15 protein-coding genes and 1 tRNA gene are annotated in these 20,213 nt (G+C 44.6%); 13 read left to right on the top strand and 3 right to left on the bottom strand.

Features of this window, described 5'->3' with window-relative positions:
• Window positions 1-56: 56 nt before the first annotated feature.
• The 3 genes from purL to G3570_RS10385 all read left to right on the top strand — a co-directional run bounded on the left by purL (window position 57) and on the right by G3570_RS10385 (window position 3,975).
• Window positions 57-2,300: a phosphoribosylformylglycinamidine synthase subunit PurL gene (purL, locus tag G3570_RS10395; RefSeq protein WP_165142014.1), complete on the top strand. Its 2,244-nt coding sequence runs from the start codon at window positions 57-59 to the stop codon at window positions 2,298-2,300.
• Window positions 2,301-2,534: 234 nt separating this feature from the next.
• Complete coding sequence (locus tag G3570_RS10390) at window positions 2,535-3,065, top strand: DUF1579 family protein (RefSeq protein WP_165142012.1); 531 nt, start codon at window positions 2,535-2,537, stop codon at window positions 3,063-3,065.
• Between the two features lie 190 nt (window positions 3,066-3,255).
• Window positions 3,256-3,975 carry an SDR family oxidoreductase gene (locus G3570_RS10385; RefSeq protein ID WP_165142010.1) on the top strand — a complete coding sequence of 240 codons (720 nt, stop codon included), beginning with the start codon at window positions 3,256-3,258 and terminating at the stop codon, window positions 3,973-3,975.
• 11 nt (window positions 3,976-3,986) lie between these two features.
• On the opposite strand, the gene G3570_RS10380 is transcribed toward G3570_RS10385, so the two are convergent.
• Both G3570_RS10380 and lat read right to left on the bottom strand, forming a co-directional pair.
• Window positions 3,987-4,529 (bottom strand): carboxymuconolactone decarboxylase family protein, encoded by a 543-nt coding sequence (locus tag G3570_RS10380; protein ID WP_165142008.1) that lies wholly within the window; start codon window positions 4,527-4,529, stop codon window positions 3,987-3,989.
• A 262-nt stretch (window positions 4,530-4,791) separates the two neighbouring features.
• On the bottom strand, window positions 4,792-6,177 hold the full coding sequence (lat, locus tag G3570_RS10375; RefSeq protein WP_165142006.1) for an L-lysine 6-transaminase: 1,386 nt from the start codon (window positions 6,175-6,177) through the stop codon (window positions 4,792-4,794).
• A gap of 117 nt (window positions 6,178-6,294) precedes the next feature.
• Between lat and G3570_RS10370 the strand changes: the two genes are divergently transcribed.
• Window positions 6,295-6,367 (top strand) — tRNA-Met (locus tag G3570_RS10370).
• Between the two features lie 160 nt (window positions 6,368-6,527).
• Here the strand turns inward: G3570_RS10370 and rocD are convergent.
• The gene (gene rocD, locus G3570_RS10365; protein WP_165142004.1) at window positions 6,528-7,763 is read right to left on the bottom strand and encodes an ornithine--oxo-acid transaminase; all 1,236 of its coding nucleotides are present in this window, start codon (window positions 7,761-7,763) and stop codon (window positions 6,528-6,530) included.
• 390 nt (window positions 7,764-8,153) lie between these two features.
• On the opposite strand from rocD, the gene G3570_RS10360 reads away from it, so the two are divergent.
• The 9 genes from G3570_RS10360 to G3570_RS10320 all read left to right on the top strand — a co-directional run bounded on the left by G3570_RS10360 (window position 8,154) and on the right by G3570_RS10320 (window position 20,132).
• Window positions 8,154-8,393, top strand: coding sequence for a polymer-forming cytoskeletal protein (locus G3570_RS10360; protein ID WP_165142002.1), 240 nt, complete (start codon window positions 8,154-8,156; stop codon window positions 8,391-8,393).
• A 165-nt stretch (window positions 8,394-8,558) separates the two neighbouring features.
• Entirely contained in the window at window positions 8,559-10,049 is a 1,491-nt protein-coding gene (locus tag G3570_RS10355) for a sodium:solute symporter family protein (protein WP_165142000.1), read from the top strand.
• Window positions 10,050-10,057: 8 nt separating this feature from the next.
• Complete coding sequence (locus G3570_RS10350; protein ID WP_165141998.1) at window positions 10,058-10,501, top strand: GNAT family N-acetyltransferase; 444 nt, start codon at window positions 10,058-10,060, stop codon at window positions 10,499-10,501.
• Window positions 10,502-10,504: 3 nt separating this feature from the next.
• Window positions 10,505-11,575: an alanine racemase gene (locus tag G3570_RS10345; protein ID WP_165141996.1), complete on the top strand. Its 1,071-nt coding sequence runs from the start codon at window positions 10,505-10,507 to the stop codon at window positions 11,573-11,575.
• A 113-nt stretch (window positions 11,576-11,688) separates the two neighbouring features.
• Complete coding sequence (locus G3570_RS10340) at window positions 11,689-12,276, top strand: peptidoglycan DD-metalloendopeptidase family protein (protein ID WP_165141994.1); 588 nt, start codon at window positions 11,689-11,691, stop codon at window positions 12,274-12,276.
• A gap of 128 nt (window positions 12,277-12,404) precedes the next feature.
• Window positions 12,405-13,565, top strand: coding sequence for an amidohydrolase (locus G3570_RS10335; RefSeq protein ID WP_165141992.1), 1,161 nt, complete (start codon window positions 12,405-12,407; stop codon window positions 13,563-13,565).
• Window positions 13,566-13,762: 197 nt separating this feature from the next.
• Entirely contained in the window at window positions 13,763-14,929 is a 1,167-nt protein-coding gene (gene alr, locus G3570_RS10330) for an alanine racemase (protein ID WP_165141990.1), read from the top strand.
• A gap of 458 nt (window positions 14,930-15,387) precedes the next feature.
• Window positions 15,388-18,528 (top strand): SusC/RagA family TonB-linked outer membrane protein, encoded by a 3,141-nt coding sequence (locus tag G3570_RS10325; protein ID WP_165141988.1) that lies wholly within the window; start codon window positions 15,388-15,390, stop codon window positions 18,526-18,528.
• Between the two features lie 23 nt (window positions 18,529-18,551).
• A complete protein-coding gene (locus G3570_RS10320; protein WP_165141986.1) occupies window positions 18,552-20,132 on the top strand; it encodes a hypothetical protein in 1,581 nt (526 codons plus the stop codon).
• Window positions 20,133-20,213: the final 81 nt, after the last annotated feature.

The following is a 20,213-nucleotide window of genomic DNA, read 5'->3' as shown; positions in this document are numbered from 1 at the left end:
CATTAGGCAGCATTATCTTCAAGGTTATACTTCTAACTTCTAATATTGATCTACTGATGCCGGAAAAAACTATACAAGAACCGGAAGTAACACTGGAACTGGCCAAAGACCACGGTCTTAATGAAGAAGAGTTTGAGAAAATCAAAGAGTACCTGGGGCGTACTCCAAACTTTACGGAGCTGGGTGTCTATTCAGTTATGTGGAGTGAGCACTGCTCCTACAAGAATTCCATCCTTGAAATAAAAAAACTTCCCAATGAAGGTCCCCAGTTGTTGGTGGGAGCCGGTGAAGAAAACGCCGGACTCGTAGATATCGGTGACGGACTCGGATGTGCTTTTAAGGTTGAAAGTCACAATCATCCTTCTGCGATTGAACCGTACCAGGGTGCAGCGACAGGTGTAGGAGGTATCCATCGTGATATTTTTACTATGGGTGCCCGTCCCGTGGCCAGTCTAAATTCGCTGCGTTTCGGAAAGCTCGATAATGAGCGAGTACGGTTCCTGCTAGACGGCGTGGTAAGGGGGATTGCCGATTACGGTAATTCGTTTGGAGTACCTGTAGTGGGCGGAGAAATTTATTTTGATGAAAAGTACGAAGGCAATCCGCTGGTCAATGCCATGAGCGTGGGTATTGTCAAGGAAGGACAGACCGTGTCGGCTATTGCTGAAGGGGTCGGCAACCCCGTACTGATTGTAGGGTCGAGTACCGGGCGCGATGGTATCCATGGGGCTACTTTTGCCTCGGAGGAGATCAGCGAGGAGAGTGAAGAGAAGCGTCCGAGTGTTCAGGTCGGTGACCCATTTACGGAAAAACTGTTGCTGGAAGCCTCCCTGGAAGCCATCAAAAACGGGGGTATCGTAGGCATGCAGGATATGGGTGCCGCAGGTATTTCCTGCTCCTCATCCGAGATGAGTGCCAAGGGCAAATGCGGCATGCGGTTAGACTTGGATAAAGTGCCGGCGCGTGAGAAAGGTATGACTGCCTATGAGATGCTGCTGTCGGAAAGCCAGGAACGCATGCTGATCGTTGCTGAAAAGGGACGCGAGCAGGAGCTCATCGATATTTATGAAAAATGGGATCTGAATGCGGTTGTCATTGGAGAAGTCGTTGAAGGAGAAAATGTGACCTATCTTAAAGATGGGGAAGCAAAGGCGGATATTCCGGCCGACAGCCTCGTATTGGGTGGTGGCGCACCGGTTTATGAAAGAGAAACCAAACGTCCGTCATACCTGGATGAGACTCAGAATTTTAATACTGACTCATTGGATCATCCCGAGGATCACAATGATATCCTTAAAAAGCTGCTGGGATCGCCGAATATCGCATCCAAACGATGGGTTCACGAGCAGTACGATACCATGGTACGAACCAATACGGTGAATGCACCCGGACCTTCTGATTCGGGCGTGGTTCGCATCAAAGGCACCAACAAAGGCCTGGCGGTAAAGACTGACTGTAACGGACGTTATGTGTATTTAAATCCTCGTAGAGGCGGACAAATCGCAGTAGCTGAAGCCGCACGAAATGTGGTCTGTAGCGGAGCAAAGCCGATGGCTATTACGAACTGCCTCAATTTTGGGAATCCTTACAAACCTGAGGTGTACTGGACATTTAAGGAGGCATTGGCAGGGATGGGCGAGGCTTGTCGAACCTTCAACACTCCGGTTACCGGCGGTAATGTCAGTTTCTATAACGAGAATCCAAAAGCAGCCGTATTTCCAACCCCGGTTATCGGAATGCTCGGGCTCATTGAAGATCTTGAAAACCACAGGATGACGCCGGGTTTTAAAGAAGAGAATGATGTTATCTATTATATCGGTGCCGAGAGATCAGGCTTGGGCGGAACGGAGTACCTGAGTTCACTCTTTGATCTGACCACCGGCGATACTCCTGACATCGATCTTGAATTTGAGGCTAAACTTCAGGAAACGCTTCTGGATAGTATCAAACAGGGCATGATAAAATCAGCGCATGATCTTTCTGATGGCGGTTTGGCTGTGAGTCTAGCTGAAAAATCAATTTTTTCAGGCATTGGGGCGGCTATCGATATTTCCGAACTAGGAGAAGACAGTCATGAAGTGATGTACAGCGAGGCACAATCAGGTGTTGTTATTACTGTCTCAGAAGAACAACAAGAGGTTATGGAAAACCATTTTTCCAAAGCCGGGATACCGGTTCACAAAATAGGTATGACGGGTGGCAGTAAATTGGTTATAGAGAACCTGGTAGCCCTTCCCGTAGATCAGCTTAGCAAGATCTATGAAGGAGTTATTCCTTCAGCCATGCAGCTGCCGGTTTAGGTATATTTTAATTTTTATGATGTAACACACCTCCAAGATCCTGAACCTTGGAGGTGTGTTACATTAAGGTCATATTCTTTTCTGACAAGTAACTGCCCGGTTATATCCCCAGAATTTTAAACCGGGTTATTGCCGCTTAACACCATCTCAGGTCTTTTATCAAGCTAGACTTGCTATATTGTAGGCTAGCAATAATGTTAGATTCAGTTTATCCCTCACTACAATTTCGGACCGATGAGATATTTGTCATTTACTTTACTCTTTTTATTGCTTCTGTTCTTAAGCTTACCGGCCAATGCGCAAAATAGTATCGAAGATTTAGAACCGGAGCAGTATTTTGACTTTTGGGTGGGAGAATGGGAGCTCAGCTGGACTGATAAACAGGGCAATCAGGGCAAGGGCATCAATGTCATAGAAAAAATTCTTGACGGAGAAGTCATTCAGGAACATTTCGAAAGCACTGGAGGATCCCAAAAAGGATACAAGGGTACAAGTATTTCAGTTTATAATCCGCAGAGAGAGTCATGGCACCAGGCATGGGCGGATAATCAGGGTGGGTATATTGATCTGCTTGGGTCTGTTGACGGAAACAAGCGAATCTTTCAAACAGGGCCGAGACCCGGTCCCCAGGGCAACACCATCATTAGCCGAATGGTTTTCTATGATATTACTGAAAATACCTTCACCTGGGACTGGGAATCATCCACTAATGAAGGAGATACCTGGATGCTCAACTGGCGGATCGAGTACAAAAGAGTGAAATAGGAAAACCCTTCTACCTAAAGGCCTAATTTCCAATTAATAAGTAAACGAACCCTCCAAGGGTTATGCAACCCTTGGAGGGTTCGTTGATCTGACTAGATAGTTAATTAATTGGTACGAACATTCTCGGAACGGAAATCCTGCAAATCTGCTTACTTTGATCTAACTACTTATAAGATCAGATTGACAATTTATGAAAGACAAAATTGTACTCATTGTAGGTGGCTCAGGCGGAATTGGAAGCGCTGCGGCCAAAGTATTTGCGAAAGCCGGCGCGAAAGTGGTGCTTGCCGCTCGTAATAAGAGTAAGGCAGAAGAAGTAGCCAAAGAGATTAACGACAGCGGTGGAGAAGCTTTTGTAATCGGTGTGGATGTCACCGACCTGGCATCGGTATCAACAATGACCCGGGAGGTAACTGAAGATCTCGGCAGTATAGATGTACTGGTCAATGCGTTCGGACAAGGTATCATCCAACCGCTCTTGGATATTAAACCTGATGATGCCAAAAATGTACTTGAAACAAATGTATACGGTACCTTTCTGGTTACCCAGACAGTCGTTCGACATATGGCTACCGAGAAAAAGGGGAGGGTTATCATGCTTCCCGGTACACTCGGCAAATACGTGATGAAAAATTCATCCGTCTACGCGGCCTCCAAATTTGCCGTTACCGGCTTTACCAAAGCCCTAATTGAAGAGAACAAGAGAAGCGGTATCAAATTTACCCTGATGCACCTTGGCGGCGTTGACACTCCCTTTTGGGATGATGACAAAGTTGATATGCGAGTACAGCGCGATAAGATGCTGACCCCGGAAGAAGTGGGCAAAGCAATCTACTATGCTGCCAACCAGCCTGCGGATTCGGTGCTGAACGAAATCACCATACAACCGGAATCACATCAAATGGTATAGATGTGATTGAATTAGGAGTTAATAGATAAGTAGCCTTCATGGGCAAGTCGTTTGCCGGATTCATCATAGGCTTCTTTTTCTTCCGGTGCCCAGGTGCCCAGCCCGTCTACATACCTGTTGTACATGCAGAAAGCTGCAGCAATTAAAACCGCATCGTGTATTTCACGGTCCGAAGCGCCATTATTACGGGCAGCATCGATATCTGACTCTTTTACATCATTTCCGCTTTGTTGAACCTTCGCAGCAATATCCAGTAATGAACGCAGCTTTGGCGAGATCTCAGTTTTTTTGAAATTATTTTTGATGTCATCGATTAGTGAAAGATCACCGTCGAAATGATGGGCAGCTGCAGCTCCATGGGAGGTGTGACAGAAATGACACTTATTTCTGTAGGAGACATAAGAAGCAATCATTTCACGTTCACCGGAAGAGAGGCTGGAAGGACCCCTTAGTAAAATTTCGGCAAGTTCACTCAAAGGTTTTGCCGTTTCTGGTCGATACTGCAAGAGTCCGGCTATACCGGGCATCTTATTATTCAATTCTATATAAGCCATTGTTATTTAGTCACTTGTGATTTAGGTGTAATATCCAAGATAAGCGAATAAGGCACCTAATCAAGTAATAAAAGGATGGCTTCTATACAAAAAGTACTACTACAAGTAATCCGATACTAAGACTGGAAAATTAGCTATCGATATATTGAAAAGATAAAGATATAGAAATTACAGGAGCAGTCACCGGATCAAAATAGAATATATTAAGTGCTACTAAAGAGTTAGAAACAGTGATCCTGAAAGAACTGCAATTTCCAAGCGATCAACTTCCACTATTGCCGTTGGGCAGGGTGTAGCTATTTGAAGTCAGTGCCGGGCATTTACCGGCAGCTTCCTTATAGGATTTCTGCATAATGCTTATTGCCTCATCAACATGCTCCTTCTTTACGTTCAGTGGCGGACGGAACCGGATGGTTCTCTCACCACAGGCCAGAATCATCAGTTGATTTTCAATGCACTGTTTCTTGACGGCATCCCGGGCATGGCCGTTAGGCAGGTCAATGGCACAAAATAGACCTTTACCCCTGGGGTTGCTAAAATGTTCAAACTCTTCGGCCAGCTCACTGAGTTTATCCTGAAGGTAGGAGCCGACCTCAGCAGCGTTTTCTACGAGCTTTTCTTCTTCGATTACCTCTAGTATTCTACCGAAACGAACCATATCCACCAGATTACCTCCCCATGTAGAATTGATACGAGATGAAACGTGGAAGCAGTTGGTTTCTATGTCATCCACCCGGTCGTTGGAAAGTATTCCGCAAACTTGCGCTTTTTTGCCGAAAGCAAGGATATCCGGTTTCACATAGTGTTCGTGAGCCCAGAATTTACCGGTGAGACCGACGCCGGTCTGCACTTCATCATAAATAAGCAGGGCCTCATGTTTGTCGGCCAGGTCACGCAGGGCCTGGTGAAACTCTAATCTGAAATGGTTGTCTCCTCCCTCTCCCTGTATGGGTTCAAGTATGATGCAGGCAATTTCGTCTTTATACATCTCAAAGTAACGCTCCGCCTGGGCTATGGCCTTACCTTCCAGGTCTACTGCTTGACGAACATGCTCGTCAGTGGCAGGGAATTTCATGACAGGATTCACGATGCGAGGCCAGTCAAATTTAGGGAAATACTTCGTTTTATTTGGCAGGGTATTGGTAAGTGATAACGTGTAGCCCGAGCGCCCGTGGAAAGCTTTTTCAAGGTGAAGGACCTTATGACCTTTTTCCTGACGATAACCCTTCTCAAAGTTTTTCTGAACCTTCCAGTCAAATGCAACTTTAAGGGCATTTTCAACTGCGAGAGCTCCTCCCGAGATGAAGAAAGCATAGGGCATGTAGTCCGGTATTCCGATTCGGTCAAAATTGTCGACAAACTCTGCCATTGCCTCAGTGTAGACGTCCGAATTGGATGGCTTGTTGACGGCAGCCTTTCCTATTTTACGTATAAATTCATCATTCGACAGCCTCGGGTGATTCATACCCAGTGGGTTGGAGGCAAAGAAAGTAAAGAAATCCAGGTAGCGCTTTTCGCCTCTCGAATCATAAAGGTAAACACCTTCGCTTTTCTCAAGATCCAGAACCATATCCAGACCATCGGTAAGGATATGCTTATCAAGGATACTGTGTACTTCTTTAGGATTTACCTTGGTATTGGTAGACATATAGCGCTTGTTTTTTGTAATTATAAATTTGAAAGAAAGCCGTAGCTGTTAGCGGAAAGAAATATAAATTTACTATTGACAAGTACCCAAATCAAGCCTATTTTTGGAGTCTTACATCGCGGGGTGGAGCAGCTGGTAGCTCGTCGGGCTCATAACCCGAAGGTCGTAGGTTCGAATCCTACCCCCGCCACTACAGAAGCGGCTTTCTAATTTAGGAAGCCGCTTTTTTTATGGAACACAGATGACACCGATGAGACTGGTTTGTGCAGATCTAAAATTTGAGGTAACCTAAACTCAAAACAGTGCCAATCCGCAATATCTGCGTTTTCCGTGTTCCATGCATCCGTGTTCTATACCGCGACGTTTTCATATTCCATCACGGTATCTGATATGATGGAAACACACTCCATAAGCTGCTCTTCGGTCATCACCAGGGGAGGTGCAAAACGGATGATATTCCCATGGGTAGGCTTGGCAAGGAGACCGTTATTTTTTAAGGCCACACAGATATTCCATGCAGTCTCGCTTTCTTCCGAATCATTGATAACCACTGCATTTAATAAGCCTTTTCCACGAACTTTTTTTACCAGTTTAGATTTCTCTGCCAGTTTCTCCATCTCAGACCGGAAAATTTTGCCCAGCTTTTCTGCATTTTCAGCCAGATTCTCTTCCTTGACAACATCAAGAGCCGCCATCGCTACAGCACAAGCCAGTGGGTTTCCTCCGTAGGTGGAGCCGTGTTCGCCGGGTCGAATACACTCCATAATTTCATCGTCTGCCAGTACCGCCGATACCGGGTAGACCCCGCCGGATAACGCTTTTCCAAGAATTACGATATCCGGTCTTACATTTTCGTGATCAACGCAGAGTAATTTTCCGGTACGAGCAATGCCAGTTTGAATCTCATCGGCAATGAATAGAGCATTATGTTTCTGGCAAAGTTCATAAGCTTTCTTCAGATATCCATCACTTGGTACATTTACTCCTGCTTCCCCCTGTATCGGTTCCACTAGGAAACCGGCGACATCTTTTTCCTTCAGGGCTTGTTCCAATGCATCCAAATCGTCATAGTCTACAGAGACAAAACCGGGCGTATAGGGGCCGAAGTTTTTACGTGCGACCGGATCATTTGAAAAGGAAATGATGCTGGTCGTTCGGCCATGAAAATTTCCTTTTGCTACAATGATAGTAGCTTTTTCCGGGGTGAGATTCTTCTTCTCGTATGACCACTTTCGGCACAGTTTAATAGCCGTCTCCACGCCTTCGGCACCCGTGTTCATTGGCAGCAGCTTGTCATAGCCAAAATAGTTGTGCATGTACTCCTCATACACTCCTAGAATATCACTATGAAAAGCTCGCGAAACCAAAGTAAGCTTTTCTGCCTGTTCTTTGAGTGCATTCAGTATTTTAGGATGGCCATGCCCCTGGTTTACTGCCGAATAAGCTGATAGAAAATCAAAATACCTGTTGCCTTCCGGATCCCACACATACACTCCTTCACCCTTTGAAAGTACTACCGGGAGCGGATGATAATTATGAGCTCCGTATTGATTCTCGAGAGCCATTGCTTCTTCAGACGTGATCATAGATAAATACGATGGATTTTGGATTGATTTTCTAATCAGAAAAATAAGGAAAAATAACAACTACTCTAATGGTTCTATTAGTGCTTAACCTGTTTTAAAGTAAATTTTCTATCGCTGATTGCGCTAAGTTTTTCGCCGATGCTTGGAGAGGGTCAAAATTTCTGCGTAACTCAGCGAAGTCAACTGCGAAACACTGCGAGAGCGCATAATGGGAAGATGATAAGACCGGTCATTCCGACACGGTGAAATATTATATTTTAGCTCAATAATATATTTGTTAGCTAAAATTTGTTATAATTAGCTAAGGTTTTAGCAATAGAAATAATGAGTTAGCAGGTTGCCGACAAAAGGTACTGCTGTTCAAGGAGTAATTTAAAAGGGTTGAAAACAGTGAAAAATTCGGAGAGTTATACATACCTCGACAAGGACACCAATTTCAGGGGTACCATAAAAACCTCCAAACTGGTGCTTGAGGGATCGATGCAAGGTGACGTTCATGCCAGCGATGCCATTCACCTTAAAAAGGGTTCCGTGTTAAGGGGAGACATAAAAGCTAAGAACATTTCCTTTGATGAAGGATCCGTTTATAACGGTAAACTGCTGGTAGGCCCGAGTAGAAACGGCAGTTAGTAATTCTTCCTTTTTGCCCATCTTATATTGATGTGATCAATTTGACATCCCTGCCAGATTAAGCCTATATTTAGGGTCGTAAATATTCCTTGACGCTATTACATGAATTTACCTTTACCGGTCTAATTGCACCCTTCTGGTTAATTATTTTTCTCGTCCCATCTTATGCACTGGATAGATTTTTCCATCTTCATACTCTATATGATTGTCATGCTCGGCTTCGGGTTTTTCTTTCTGAAGAAAAACAAGGGAGCGGATGACTACTATGTAGGCGGAAGAAATATGAGTAGTCTCCATGTCGGACTTTCTGTTGTTGCAACAGATGTGGGGGGTGGGTTTTCAATCGGCCTTGGCGGACTTGGATTTACCATGGGATTGTCAGGATCATGGATGCTTTTTACCGGTCTGATTGGGGCTTGGCTTGCTGCAGTTTTTCTCATCCCCAAGGTAAAAGGTAACCCGGTTTTTGATAAAGCCTATACCTTTCCTGAAGTTTTTAAATATTACTTCAATGCACGTGTGGCCTTGATAGCCGGGATCATATCGGCCATCGGGTATGCCGGGTTTACCAGCTCGCAGATTCTAGCTGGAGCTAAACTTGCTACCGGTACTTTTGCAGATCTTGAGCTGAATACCGCCCTGCTGATAATGGGTACTATCGCAGTGGTGTATACCGTCATGGGGGGCTTGAAAGCTGTAATTTACACAGACACCTTGCAGTGGGCACTGCTGATGACCGGTTTGGTGTTGATCGGAATTCCGATTTCTTATACCGCTATCGGAGGGTGGGAGGGAATTACCAGCACGGTGGATCCGCAGTTACTCTCCATGACAAATATCACATGGCAGAATGTGGTATACTGGGCGGTGACTATCATTCCCATATGGTTTGTTGGTATGACCTTATACCAGCGAATCTATGCCTGTAATGATGAGAAGACTGCTAAAAAAGCATGGTACCTTGCCGGTCTGTTTGAATGGCCGGTTATGGCATTCATGGGAGTCTTGCTGGGTCTTTTTGCCAAAGTGGGGGCCGGACAGGGAATGTTCGATTACCTCGGCGCCGAAAATATTTCTGATACTGATCCTGAAACCGGGTTACCGATGTTATTGAGAACGGTATTGCCTGTAGGTTTGATGGGTATTATGATGTCGGCCTATTTTTCAGCCATACTTTCAACTGCCGACAGTTGCCTGATGGCCTCATCAGGAAATGTGGTTTCTGACATTATAGTGTATTTTAAGGATGTGGACCATGAAAGTGACTCTTTCCTCCGCTTTTCACAGGTAACAACACTTATTATCGGGGTAGCAGCCTTGCTGATTGCCACAACCATGACCAGTGTTTTAGATCTTATGCTTTATTCCTATGCTTTCATGGTATCGGGATTATTTGTACCTATAATCGGTGCTTTATATTGGAAAAAAAGCAGCAGTATTGGTGCAATCTCAGCCATGCTTATTGGAGGAGGAACCACTCTGTATTTGCAAATTTTTGTGAAACAATTACCGTACAATCTCGATCCAAATGTATTCGGAATCACAGCTTCACTCATTGCCTTCGTAATTGTATCGCTGGCGTTTCCTGATAGCGACGGAGAACTTGATACTGAAGTGAAAGACGAAACACTTGTTGAAGAACAAATTAACACTTAGCTATTTTTATGATCAAATATTCTATCATTGAATCGGATGAAAACAATCCGACCGTATTCAGCCGGGACGATATTGCTGAATTTCTCTATCATCACCTGGATGAATACGGTGATAAAAAAGAGAGCATTTTGCGCTGTATTGCCTACGCCTATGGAGATGGTGAAGGGCAAGACGGATTTATACTGGTTGCCCATCGTGATGAAAAAATCGTTGGAGCCGTAATCATTAATGACACAAATATGGGCGGGTATATCCCCGAACATATATTGGTGTATATTGCAGTGGATGCCAGGGAGCGCGGGCAGGGAATCGGTAAAGAACTTATGGAACGTATCATTGATGCCACAGAAGGAGATATAGCACTGCATGTTGAGCCCGATAACCCGGCCAGGTATCTTTATGAGAAGTACGGCTTCACCAATAAATATCTTGAAATGAGACTTAATAAGTAGGGGATGGCCTATCTAAAGCTATATCGCGACAAGCTGCGCGACAATTATAACTACCTGGATAATCTCTTTAAGTCAAACGACATAAAGTGGGGTATCACCACCAAGCTGCTCTGCGGCAATACGGATTATCTAAAGGAGGTCGCCGACCTTGGAATTGGTGAAATGCACGACTCCCGGATCAGCAATCTTAAAAAGATCAAAGAGATTGATTCTGAAGTGCTGACCATCTATATCAAACCTCCGCCAAAAGATATTATCGAATCGGTGGTAAAGTATGCCGATGCCAGCCTTAATACTGAGCTCTCCACGCTGCATGCGCTTTCTAAAGAGGCCCAGCGCCAGGGAACTGTACATAAAGTTATAATAATGATTGAGATGGGTGACCTGCGGGAGGGGGTAATGCGCGAAGATCTGATTACTTTCTACGAAAAGGTATTCGAACTTCCTGCCATTAAGGTCATCGGTATCGGTACCAACCTAAATTGCATGCATGGGGTAATGCCAGACGAGGATAAATTAATACAGCTGGCACTCTACAAGCAGATTATTTCACTGCAGTTTGACAAAGAGATTCCCCTTGTTTCGGGAGGAACGACGGTGACTATTCCCTTATTGCTGCGCAATCAGCTGCCCAAAGGCATCAATCATTTCCGGGTGGGTGAGGCTCTCTTCTTCGGCAAAGACCTGTTTTCAGATGGGACCATAGAAGGCATGCACAACGATGTACTGGAGCTCTACTCGCAAATTATTGAGATTGCAGAAAAACCGAAGGTACCAAGCGGTGATCTCGGCAAAAATCCCCAAGGCAAGGTCGCATCCATCGACAAGGATGAGTACGGTAAAACATCCTACCGGGCTATACTGGATATCGGATACTTGGATATCAATCCCGATCATCTAATAAATATTCATGATGATGTTAAAGTCGCCGATGCCAGTTCCGATATGCTTATCCTGGATGTGGGTGATAACAAGAATAATTACGAAGTCGGTGACTTTATTCGTTTTCGTATGAAATACATGGGAGCGCTTGGAATTATGAACTCCGATTACATTGATAAGATTGTCGAATAAGCTTGTTATCTTCTCGGATGCTCAAATAATTGCCAATAGAACTGATTTTACAATAACTTGGGGTCCTATGCGAATTCCCGGCATAATTTTCGGTTTAACATGATTTATTATTAATGATTGACCTCTCTGAATTTAATTTAACCCCGGTTATGGATTACCCGGAGGAGCTCTTTGTCTTTGATCTCTCCGAGCGCTATGATCCTGAATTTATTAGCTCAAAATCATGGGCCATAGGCAAGTATAATGAGAAGAGAACCAGGATGTACACGGCTGATCAGTACGAAGGGAAAAGAAACATTCATATGGGCATCGATATATGGACAAATGCCGGAGCTCCGGTCTATGCTTTTTATGATGGAGAGCTTGCCTATAAAGAAAATCATGCACAGAAGGGTAACTATGGTCCTACGCTGGTAACACGTCACGAATTCGAAGACACTACCTTATTCGCACTATACGGACACCTTTCTGAAGCATGCCTTGATCAATGGGAAGTTGGACAATCTGTTGAAAAAGGAGAAAAGATTGCCGAGCTTGGAGAGGAAAAAATTAATGGCGGCTGGGTTCCGCATCTTCATTTTCAGATCTCAATTAAGGATCCCGGTGAAGCGGATATGCCCGGAGTCGTTGCTGATGAGTTTCATGAACAGGCACTCAAGCTCTACCCCGATCCCCGCATCGTACTCGGAGATCTCTATTAACATAGATAAGTCCTCTGTGTCCCTCAGCGCTTCTTTGTGTAACTCTGTGTTATAATTTTAGTCGGCTATTTCACAAAGTTGCTCAAAGTTTACAATAAGTATCACAAAGGAATTGACTGAATTTTACCATGAGCACAAATTCCGGATTAGATATTAAAAAACTGGTTGAGCTGCGCCATGAGCTTCATAGCCTCGCAGAGGTCTCCGGAGAGGAAGAGCAAACGGCCTCCAGGATAATCGATTTCTTAAAATCTACCGATCCTGATACACTTCTTACCGGTTTGGGAGGCCACGGAGTACTAGCCGGATTTGAGGGAAAGAAAGATGGTCCAACAATACTTATACGATGTGAACTGGATGCCCTTCCCATCCCTGAGGAGAATGATATTGATTATCGCTCGGGTAATCCGCAGACGGGACACAAATGCGGCCACGATGGACATATGGCCATTATTTGTGGGGTAGCACAATGGCTTGGTGAAAAAAGGCCTAAGTTAGGAGATGTTCTGCTACTTTTTCAGCCGGCCGAAGAAACCGGAGAGGGAGCACGACGTGTATTGCAAGACCAGGGGTTCAAGGATATTACACCTGACTGGGTATTCGCCCTGCACAATCTTCCGGGCTATGAAAAAGGCCAGATTGTAGTTAGGGAGAAAGCTTTTGCAGCGGCATCCATTGGGCTCATTATTCGCCTGAAAGGTGAGACCTCGCATGCGGCACATCCGGATGAAGGAAAAAGTCCGGCCATGGCAATGTCGCACTTAATCGGGGATTTATCCTCCCTTCCACAATTTCATACCGGATTGGCTCAAGCAGCAAAAGCTACTGTAATCCATGCCCGGCTTGGAGAGCGGGCCTTTGGCACATCGCCCGGTTTTGCTGAAGTCATGATGACCCTGAGAACCTATGACGATGACACACTGGAGCAATTAAAACAGCAGGCCGTTACATTTGCAAAAGGGCATGCTGAAACCTATAATCTGGGCTTGGAGACCGAATGGGTGGAGTCTTTTTCAGCTACGGTTAATGATACTGAAGCTGTAGAAATAATAAGGTCAGCGGCAAAGCAAAATGAATTTTCATTGCTGGAAAAAGCAGAGCCCTTCAGCTGGTCGGAAGATTTCGGACATTTTACGGACGTCTTTCCCGGCGCGATGTTTGGATTGGGGGCTGGAATCGATCAGTCGGCGTTACACGCTTCCGATTATGATTTCCCGGATGATTTAATTGAGACAGGGGTAAAGATGTTTGCCAAAATTATTGAACAGTGTATGGCAATTGACAATTAACAATGAACAATGAACAATTAGGAATTTTCTTGTCAATCGCTCTGCGGTTGACACCTTCCCGGATGCTCTGCTTCCACTCTGAATGCTTAATTAAGAATAATAACATTTAAAATGTAGCTTGACTTCGACCGTGTAATCTTTCACCCTTATTAAAGGATAGATCCTCTCTTCAACAACTCAACAACTCAACAACTTCCATGTTCGCGCCATCCCATATAGAACTAAGCAAATCAGCCTTTAAACAGAATGTTGAATTCTTAAAGGACTATGTGGGGCAGGATGTAGTCTTCAGTTCTGTAATAAAAGGAAATGCTTATGGGCACGGCATTGAGCAGTTTGTTCCCCTGGCAGAAAGTTGTGGCATAAGACACTTTTCTGTTTTCAGTTCCGATGAGGCGAAAAGAGCCCATGATGCCAAGACCGATGATGGGAGTCACATTATGATTATGGGTATGATTGAGAACTCCGAAATCAAGTGGGCCATTGAACAGGATGTCTCGTTTTACATTTTTGAAAACGACCGTTTGAAAGCAGCTATACAGCATGCAAAAGATTTGGGGATGCCCGCCCGCATTCATCTGCACCTGGAAACAGGCATGAACCGAACCGGTCTTGAAAACGGTGAAATCGAACAAACAGTTAAACTCATCAAGGACAACATTAATCATTTACAGGTTGACGGTATATGCACACATTATGCGGGAGCAGAAAGCGTCAGCAATCATGTACGTGTTACCCGACAGATCGAGAATTTTAAAAAATTAAGCAAGAAACTAATCGATCTGGGCATTGAGCCCAGACACTTGCACACGGCCTGCTCGGCAGCGGCATTGAATTACCCGGAGACAACCATGGATATGGTTCGCATTGGAATAGCGCAATACGGATTCTGGCCTAATCGGGAGACCTACATGAAATTCGTAAAGAACCACTCTGATATTGAAAAAGAGCATAAAGATCCCCTCAGAAGGGTGATGGAGTGGAAAAGTGTGGTGATGAGTACCAAGAATGTCGAGGCCGGTGAGTTTATTGGTTATGGAAATACATATCAGACCAGCCGCAAACAGAAAATTGCCACCGTGCCTATCGGTTACTCTCACGGTTTTGGCAGGAACCTCACCAATGCCGGAATTGTGCTCATCAAAGGTCGAAGGGCAGGAGTGGCCGGATTGGTGAATATGAATCTACTTACTATCGATGTCACGGATATCCCCGGGGTTAAAAAAGGAGATGAAGTCGTGATTATCGGGAAACAGGGAGATCAGGAAATGACGGTTTCCTCGTTCAGTGAAATGACTAACTTCCTAAATTACGAAGTCTTGGTCAGAATTCCCTCACAGCTGCCCAGGTATCTGGTGGAATAAAATTTAATTACTAGATTAGTAACATTTCCCCGGAGAAACTACTTCGTTTTTATTTGCGCCACAATTCCTTTACATAATTTCCCGAATAGTGAGGGTATAAAGTCATGACCAAGCCTGACTTTAAAGGTAATTCATTGCTTACATACAACTTCCTGGTACGCTATAAAAAGCGTTTAATGATAATGAGCAAAGTAAAAAAAGTTTAATAATAAGCTTGGGAAACACAATTCACTTCATGACCGTAATTAGCCAAATCTCTTTTCACAACTATTGATGTTTCCTGGCAAATCAGTAAAAATGCTTGATTTGTTAGAAAATATTAATTATTTAGGCGAGTAATTAGGGCAAAATATTATATAACGGGATGTATGGGGATAACTCTTTGTTAAGTTAGGGCTTAACAGGCACATCTTTATTTGCCCTTGTTTCACAAAAATCATAATGAAACGAGGTTAATTATGCTTAAGAAGCTACTAGCAACAATGATTGCTATGTTTCTGTGTGGGGTTGGTATGGCTTTTGCTCAGACCGGCACTATTTCAGGAACAGTTACAGACTCACAAACAGGCGAAGTTATACCCGGCGTAAATGTATTTGTTGTCGGAGCTGAAAGAGGTTCCGCTACAAATGCTGAAGGTCAGTATACTATCGAAAATGTACCATATGGTACATATAGATTACGCGTCACCTTTATAGGTTATAAACGAAAAACAGTTGAAGTTGATCTACAAAGTTCTGAAGAAACAGTAAATATAGCTTTGGAACAGGATGTTCTTGGTATGGACCAGGTGGTTGTTACCGGGGTTATTTCCGAGACAGCGCGAGAAAAAACAACGTTCAGCGTTGAACAGGTTTCAACTGATGAACTGGATAAAGCACCGGCTATTTCAGCCACTGCCGCTCTCCAGGGTAAAGTAGCTGCAGTGGATGTTGTTCAAAGCAGCGGTCTTCCAGGCTCAGGCAGCAGTATTACTTTGAGAGGTACTGGGAGTATTCAAGGATCCAACCAACCTCTCTATATTGTTGACGGCGCGATATTGGCTTCAGAGCCTACGGATTTAGATCCGCAGGATATTGCCAATATTGAGGTAGTGAAAGGTGCTGCCGCAGCTTCTCTTTATGGGTCACGAGCTCAGAACGGTATAATAAATATTACGACCAAAAGAGGTGACCGCGGAAGTCTCGGTGATACCCAGGTTCAATTTACAACCGAAGCAGGTATCAACGAATTGCATAATACAGTGGAAACGAATCAAAGCCACTGGTTCCGAACCAACAGTTCAGGAGATTGGCTGGATGCCGGTGGGAATGTAGTAGGTTTCGATGCAGCTGCCGATGATGTCTATCCTGGCGGTAATAATATCTCTTTTGCGGATAATCCTTATCCCGGACAGACATATGACAACCTGGCGCGCTTCTTTGATCCGGGTAATACATATCGAAATAAATTGTCGGTTTCTCAAAACCTGGAAAAAACGAATTTTATGATCTCCGCTTCAAATACACAGGAAGCAGGAGTTATTACAGGTTTAGAAGGATATAGCCGGAATTCCCTCCGTTTTAATATTGATCATGATGTGAGCAGCCAATTAAAACTGTCAGCAAGTACAGGATATGCTAATTCGGAACGTGATGATCCGAGTGTAGGAGGCATGCCCAACCCATTCTTTGGATTGCTATTTCAATATCCGAATATGGATTTGGCCGCAGACCGTGACGGGGACGGACTACCGGATGTTCAGCCCACCCAGCGAATCCAGGAAGAAAATCCGCTATACGGTATTCGCTCAGAAGCCGAAGAAACCCACAACCGGTCGCGTATTACCGGAAGTATCAACGGTACATTCCAGCCTGTTGATTGGTTCAACCTAGAGGCAAATCTCAGTTACGATCGTCTCGATTACAAAGATGTGGATTATCTGCCCTTAGGCTTTGAGTCTATCGATGCCGGAACAGAATCAGGCTTCTATAGCAGGTATAACTACATTGACAATGCACTCAATGCAAGCTTAACCGCTTCTTTTATTAAGGAATTCGGTGATCTTGCCACACAGACCCGCTTTCGGGTACTGTATGAGGATAACAGCTTTGAGTCGACTACTGCATCTGGTGATCGATTTATCGTAGCCGATACCAAGAGTCTTGGAGCTATCCACCCAGATAATCAAGATGTAAATTCTTATCTGCAGGAAATAAGGGCACGTGGTTATTTTGCCATTACAAATCTTGATTATAAGGATCGTTACATCCTGGACCTGATGGTTCGTCGTGATGGAAGTTCTCTTTTCGGTTCAGATGAGAGATGGCAAACCTATTACCGAGTCAGTGGTGCCTATCGGATATCGGAAGAGCCATGGTGGTTCGCACCGGATATCATAAATGAGTTTAAGCTTCGCTACTCACTTGGTACTGCAGGTGCCCGTCCGGATTTCGAGGCACAGTATGAAACATTCAGTGTAGGCGTCGGATCCATTAACAAGCAGACACTGGGTAATGCCGAACTTAAGCCTGAGTTCACAACCGAGCAAGAATTCGGAATGGAGCTGGGCATTATGGATCAGGTTTATTTGACCGTTGTATATGCACAGTCAACTATCGAAGATCAGCTTCTAAACGTACCGCTGCCATCCTATTACGGTTACAGTTCACAATGGCAGAACGCCGGTACGGTAGAAACCGATACCTGGGAAGCCACACTTGATGCGACAGTCTTGAGAACCAACGATATGACACTGAATATTGGAGGTACTTTTGATATGACGGATCAAACGATTACTAAGTTTAATCTTCCCGCTTATCGCGTTGGTGCCGGTGGATATAATGCCTTCTATAACCGAGAAGGTGAAACCTTTGGAGCTTTATATGGAACCAAGTATATCACCGGTTATGATGAGCTTCCATCTGCAGTTCAGGGCAATCAAGACGCCTTTGATATAAATGATGACGGATACCTGGTATTTGTCGGTTCTGGTAATACCTACCAGGATGGTATCTCGGATCAACTCTGGGGTACGACAGGTACGGTTGCAGGTAATACCTACGACTGGGGAATGCCGATTGCTTATGTAGATGAGGAAGGAAGTTCGTTCACCAAGATCGGTAGCGTAGTACCTGACTTTAATTTCAGTTTCAACACCAATTTCAACTATAAAGGATTCAATGCCTTTATGCTTTGGGATGCCCAAATTGGTGGTGACATCTATAACGGTACGGCACAATGGCCTTATCGCGAGTTTCTAGCCGGTGCTGTTGATCAGCAAGGTAAAGCGGAAGGTAATAAGAAGCCTATACAGTATTACAGTACACTCTACAATACAAATGCGGTAAACAGTCATTTTGTAGAGGATGCTACTTATTTAAAGTTAAGAGAAGTAAGTCTCACATATTCTATGGGGCGTAGTACTTTAAGTAATGTCTTCGGAGATGGCGTAGGAAGTATATTTCGTGAAGTTTCGGTCGGTGTTGTCGGACGTAACCTGCTAACATTTACAGGTTATTCCGGATATGATCCCGATGTTATTTCCAACGGTTATAGGATTGATAACTTTTCCTACCCGACCTATCGCACCTATACCGGTAGAATTACTCTCGAATTTTAATTAAAACTACAGAGGAACATATTATGAGATTATTTAAAACATTTGTTCCATTTGTGCTGGCCGGTCTGGTGGCGTTTAGTGGATGCCAAGACTTGTCGGTGACAAATCAAAATGACCCGAACCGCGAGCGTGCCTTGTCACAACCGGGTGATATTGAAACCCTGATACAGGGAACGTTTCGCACTTATTATTATGCCAGTGAGAATTATGAACCCACATTTGCTCTTTCAGTAGCCGCAGACGAACAGAGTTCGTCATGGGGTAACTTCGGGATGCAGGACATGGGTTCTGAGCCGCGTGAGCCTTATAACAACGATCCGTCCTACGGTTATTCCGCGGTAGCTGAGATTCCATTTACCAACTCGTATGCGGCTATTTCTGCTGCACTTGATGGTCTCGGAGCCATAGAAGGGGGGCTTGAAATTGGTGATGCTGATCAAACGGCGAGAGCGAAATCTTTCGGCGAATTTGTGATCGGATTGGCACATGCAAATATCGCTGTAAATTTTGACCAAGGTTTCATCGTAGATCAGGTTCCAACCGGACAGTTTGATGCGGAAAATCCGCCGTTTGAAATTGTTCCCTATACAGATGTATGGTCAAACGGTGCCCTACCTTACTTGAATCAGGCAATCAGCACAGCTCAATCCGCTTCCTTTTCCAGTATCCCTTCCGGATGGATGGGAGCTACGGAATTTTCCCGTGATGAGTTTATTGCTATCATTAGGATGTATCGTGCCCATTACCGGGCAGCGATGGCACGTAATCCGCAGGAGCGCCAGAATGTGGATTGGCAACAGGTAGCTGATGATGTCGATGCCGGATATACCGAAATGGTAGATGATGTTTTCGCTATTAACGATCCTCAGGAAAATTGGTTCTCCGGTTGGCGCTATTATGGTAAGGACTTGGTATGGACCCGTGCCGATTATAAAACCATCGGTCCGGCTGATGAATCCGGTAATTATGATGATTGGTTAAACAGCGACCTCAGTCAACGTTTGCCATTTGATATTACCACGGAGGATCGTCGGATAACGGGTGAAGGTGACCCACAATCAGATGGTAAGTATTTTGCCTATGCCGGCGCTTCGTTTTTCCCGTCTGACCGTGGTATTTACCACTATTCCAACTATGCCTATTTAAATAGGAACCCGGGGCCTCGATACAGCTATGCCCAGGGTAATGAAAAGTGGATTATGACACCTGCAACGATGCGTTTGCTAAAAGCAGAAGCCCTGTTGCATCTGGACCCTGTAGCTAACAAAAACCAGGTTGTTGATATTATCAATGAATCTCGGGTACAAGTTGGTGAGCTTCCGGATGCGTTGTATACCGATCCGACCGGCAGTATGAGCGATGCCCAGAATCCGGTACGATCGGATGGTGCTACAGTCTGGAGCATGCTGAAGCATGAGAAGAGAATGGAATCGTTCGGAACTGCTTCAGGATTAGCTTTTTATGACAAACGCGGATGGGGCGATCTGGTTGTCGGAACCCCTTATCATCTACCCATACCGGGTGCAGAATTAGAGTTGCTAAGGGAAGCGATATATACCACCGAAACGGTAGGAAATGCTGGCAAAACCAACACTACAGAATAGCATAGATGACCAGCGAACCGAAAGGGAACACATTTTGATATGTGTTCCCTTTTTTTATCTTGCCATTAATTCATAATAGGA

The sequence above is a fragment of the Halalkalibaculum roseum genome (assembly GCF_011059145.1).
GTDB classification, from domain to species: Bacteria; Bacteroidota; Rhodothermia; order Balneolales; family Balneolaceae; genus Halalkalibaculum; species Halalkalibaculum roseum.
The sequence above is the reverse complement of the archived record's forward strand: the minus strand, read 5'-3'. Positions and strand labels throughout refer to the sequence as shown.

Excerpts from the sequence above, each read along its gene's own strand:
- purL (WP_165142014.1), top strand. The coding sequence starts at position 57 with ATGCCGGAAAAAACTATACAAGAACCGGAAGTAACACTGGAACTGGCC.
- G3570_RS10390 (WP_165142012.1), top strand. The coding sequence starts at position 2,535 with ATGAGATATTTGTCATTTACTTTACTCTTTTTATTGCTTCTGTTCTTA.
- G3570_RS10385 (WP_165142010.1), top strand. The coding sequence starts at position 3,256 with ATGAAAGACAAAATTGTACTCATTGTAGGTGGCTCAGGCGGAATTGGA.
- G3570_RS10380 (WP_165142008.1), bottom strand. The coding sequence starts at position 4,529 with ATGGCTTATATAGAATTGAATAATAAGATGCCCGGTATAGCCGGACTC.
- lat (WP_165142006.1), bottom strand. The coding sequence starts at position 6,177 with ATGTCTACCAATACCAAGGTAAATCCTAAAGAAGTACACAGTATCCTT.
- rocD (WP_165142004.1), bottom strand. The coding sequence starts at position 7,763 with ATGATCACGTCTGAAGAAGCAATGGCTCTCGAGAATCAATACGGAGCT.
- G3570_RS10355 (WP_165142000.1), top strand. The coding sequence starts at position 8,559 with ATGCACTGGATAGATTTTTCCATCTTCATACTCTATATGATTGTCATG.
- G3570_RS10350 (WP_165141998.1), top strand. The coding sequence starts at position 10,058 with ATGATCAAATATTCTATCATTGAATCGGATGAAAACAATCCGACCGTA.
- G3570_RS10345 (WP_165141996.1), top strand. The coding sequence starts at position 10,505 with ATGGCCTATCTAAAGCTATATCGCGACAAGCTGCGCGACAATTATAAC.
- G3570_RS10340 (WP_165141994.1), top strand. The coding sequence starts at position 11,689 with ATGATTGACCTCTCTGAATTTAATTTAACCCCGGTTATGGATTACCCG.
- G3570_RS10335 (WP_165141992.1), top strand. The coding sequence starts at position 12,405 with ATGAGCACAAATTCCGGATTAGATATTAAAAAACTGGTTGAGCTGCGC.
- alr (WP_165141990.1), top strand. The coding sequence starts at position 13,763 with ATGTTCGCGCCATCCCATATAGAACTAAGCAAATCAGCCTTTAAACAG.
- G3570_RS10325 (WP_165141988.1), top strand. The coding sequence starts at position 15,388 with ATGCTTAAGAAGCTACTAGCAACAATGATTGCTATGTTTCTGTGTGGG.
- G3570_RS10320 (WP_165141986.1), top strand. The coding sequence starts at position 18,552 with ATGAGATTATTTAAAACATTTGTTCCATTTGTGCTGGCCGGTCTGGTG.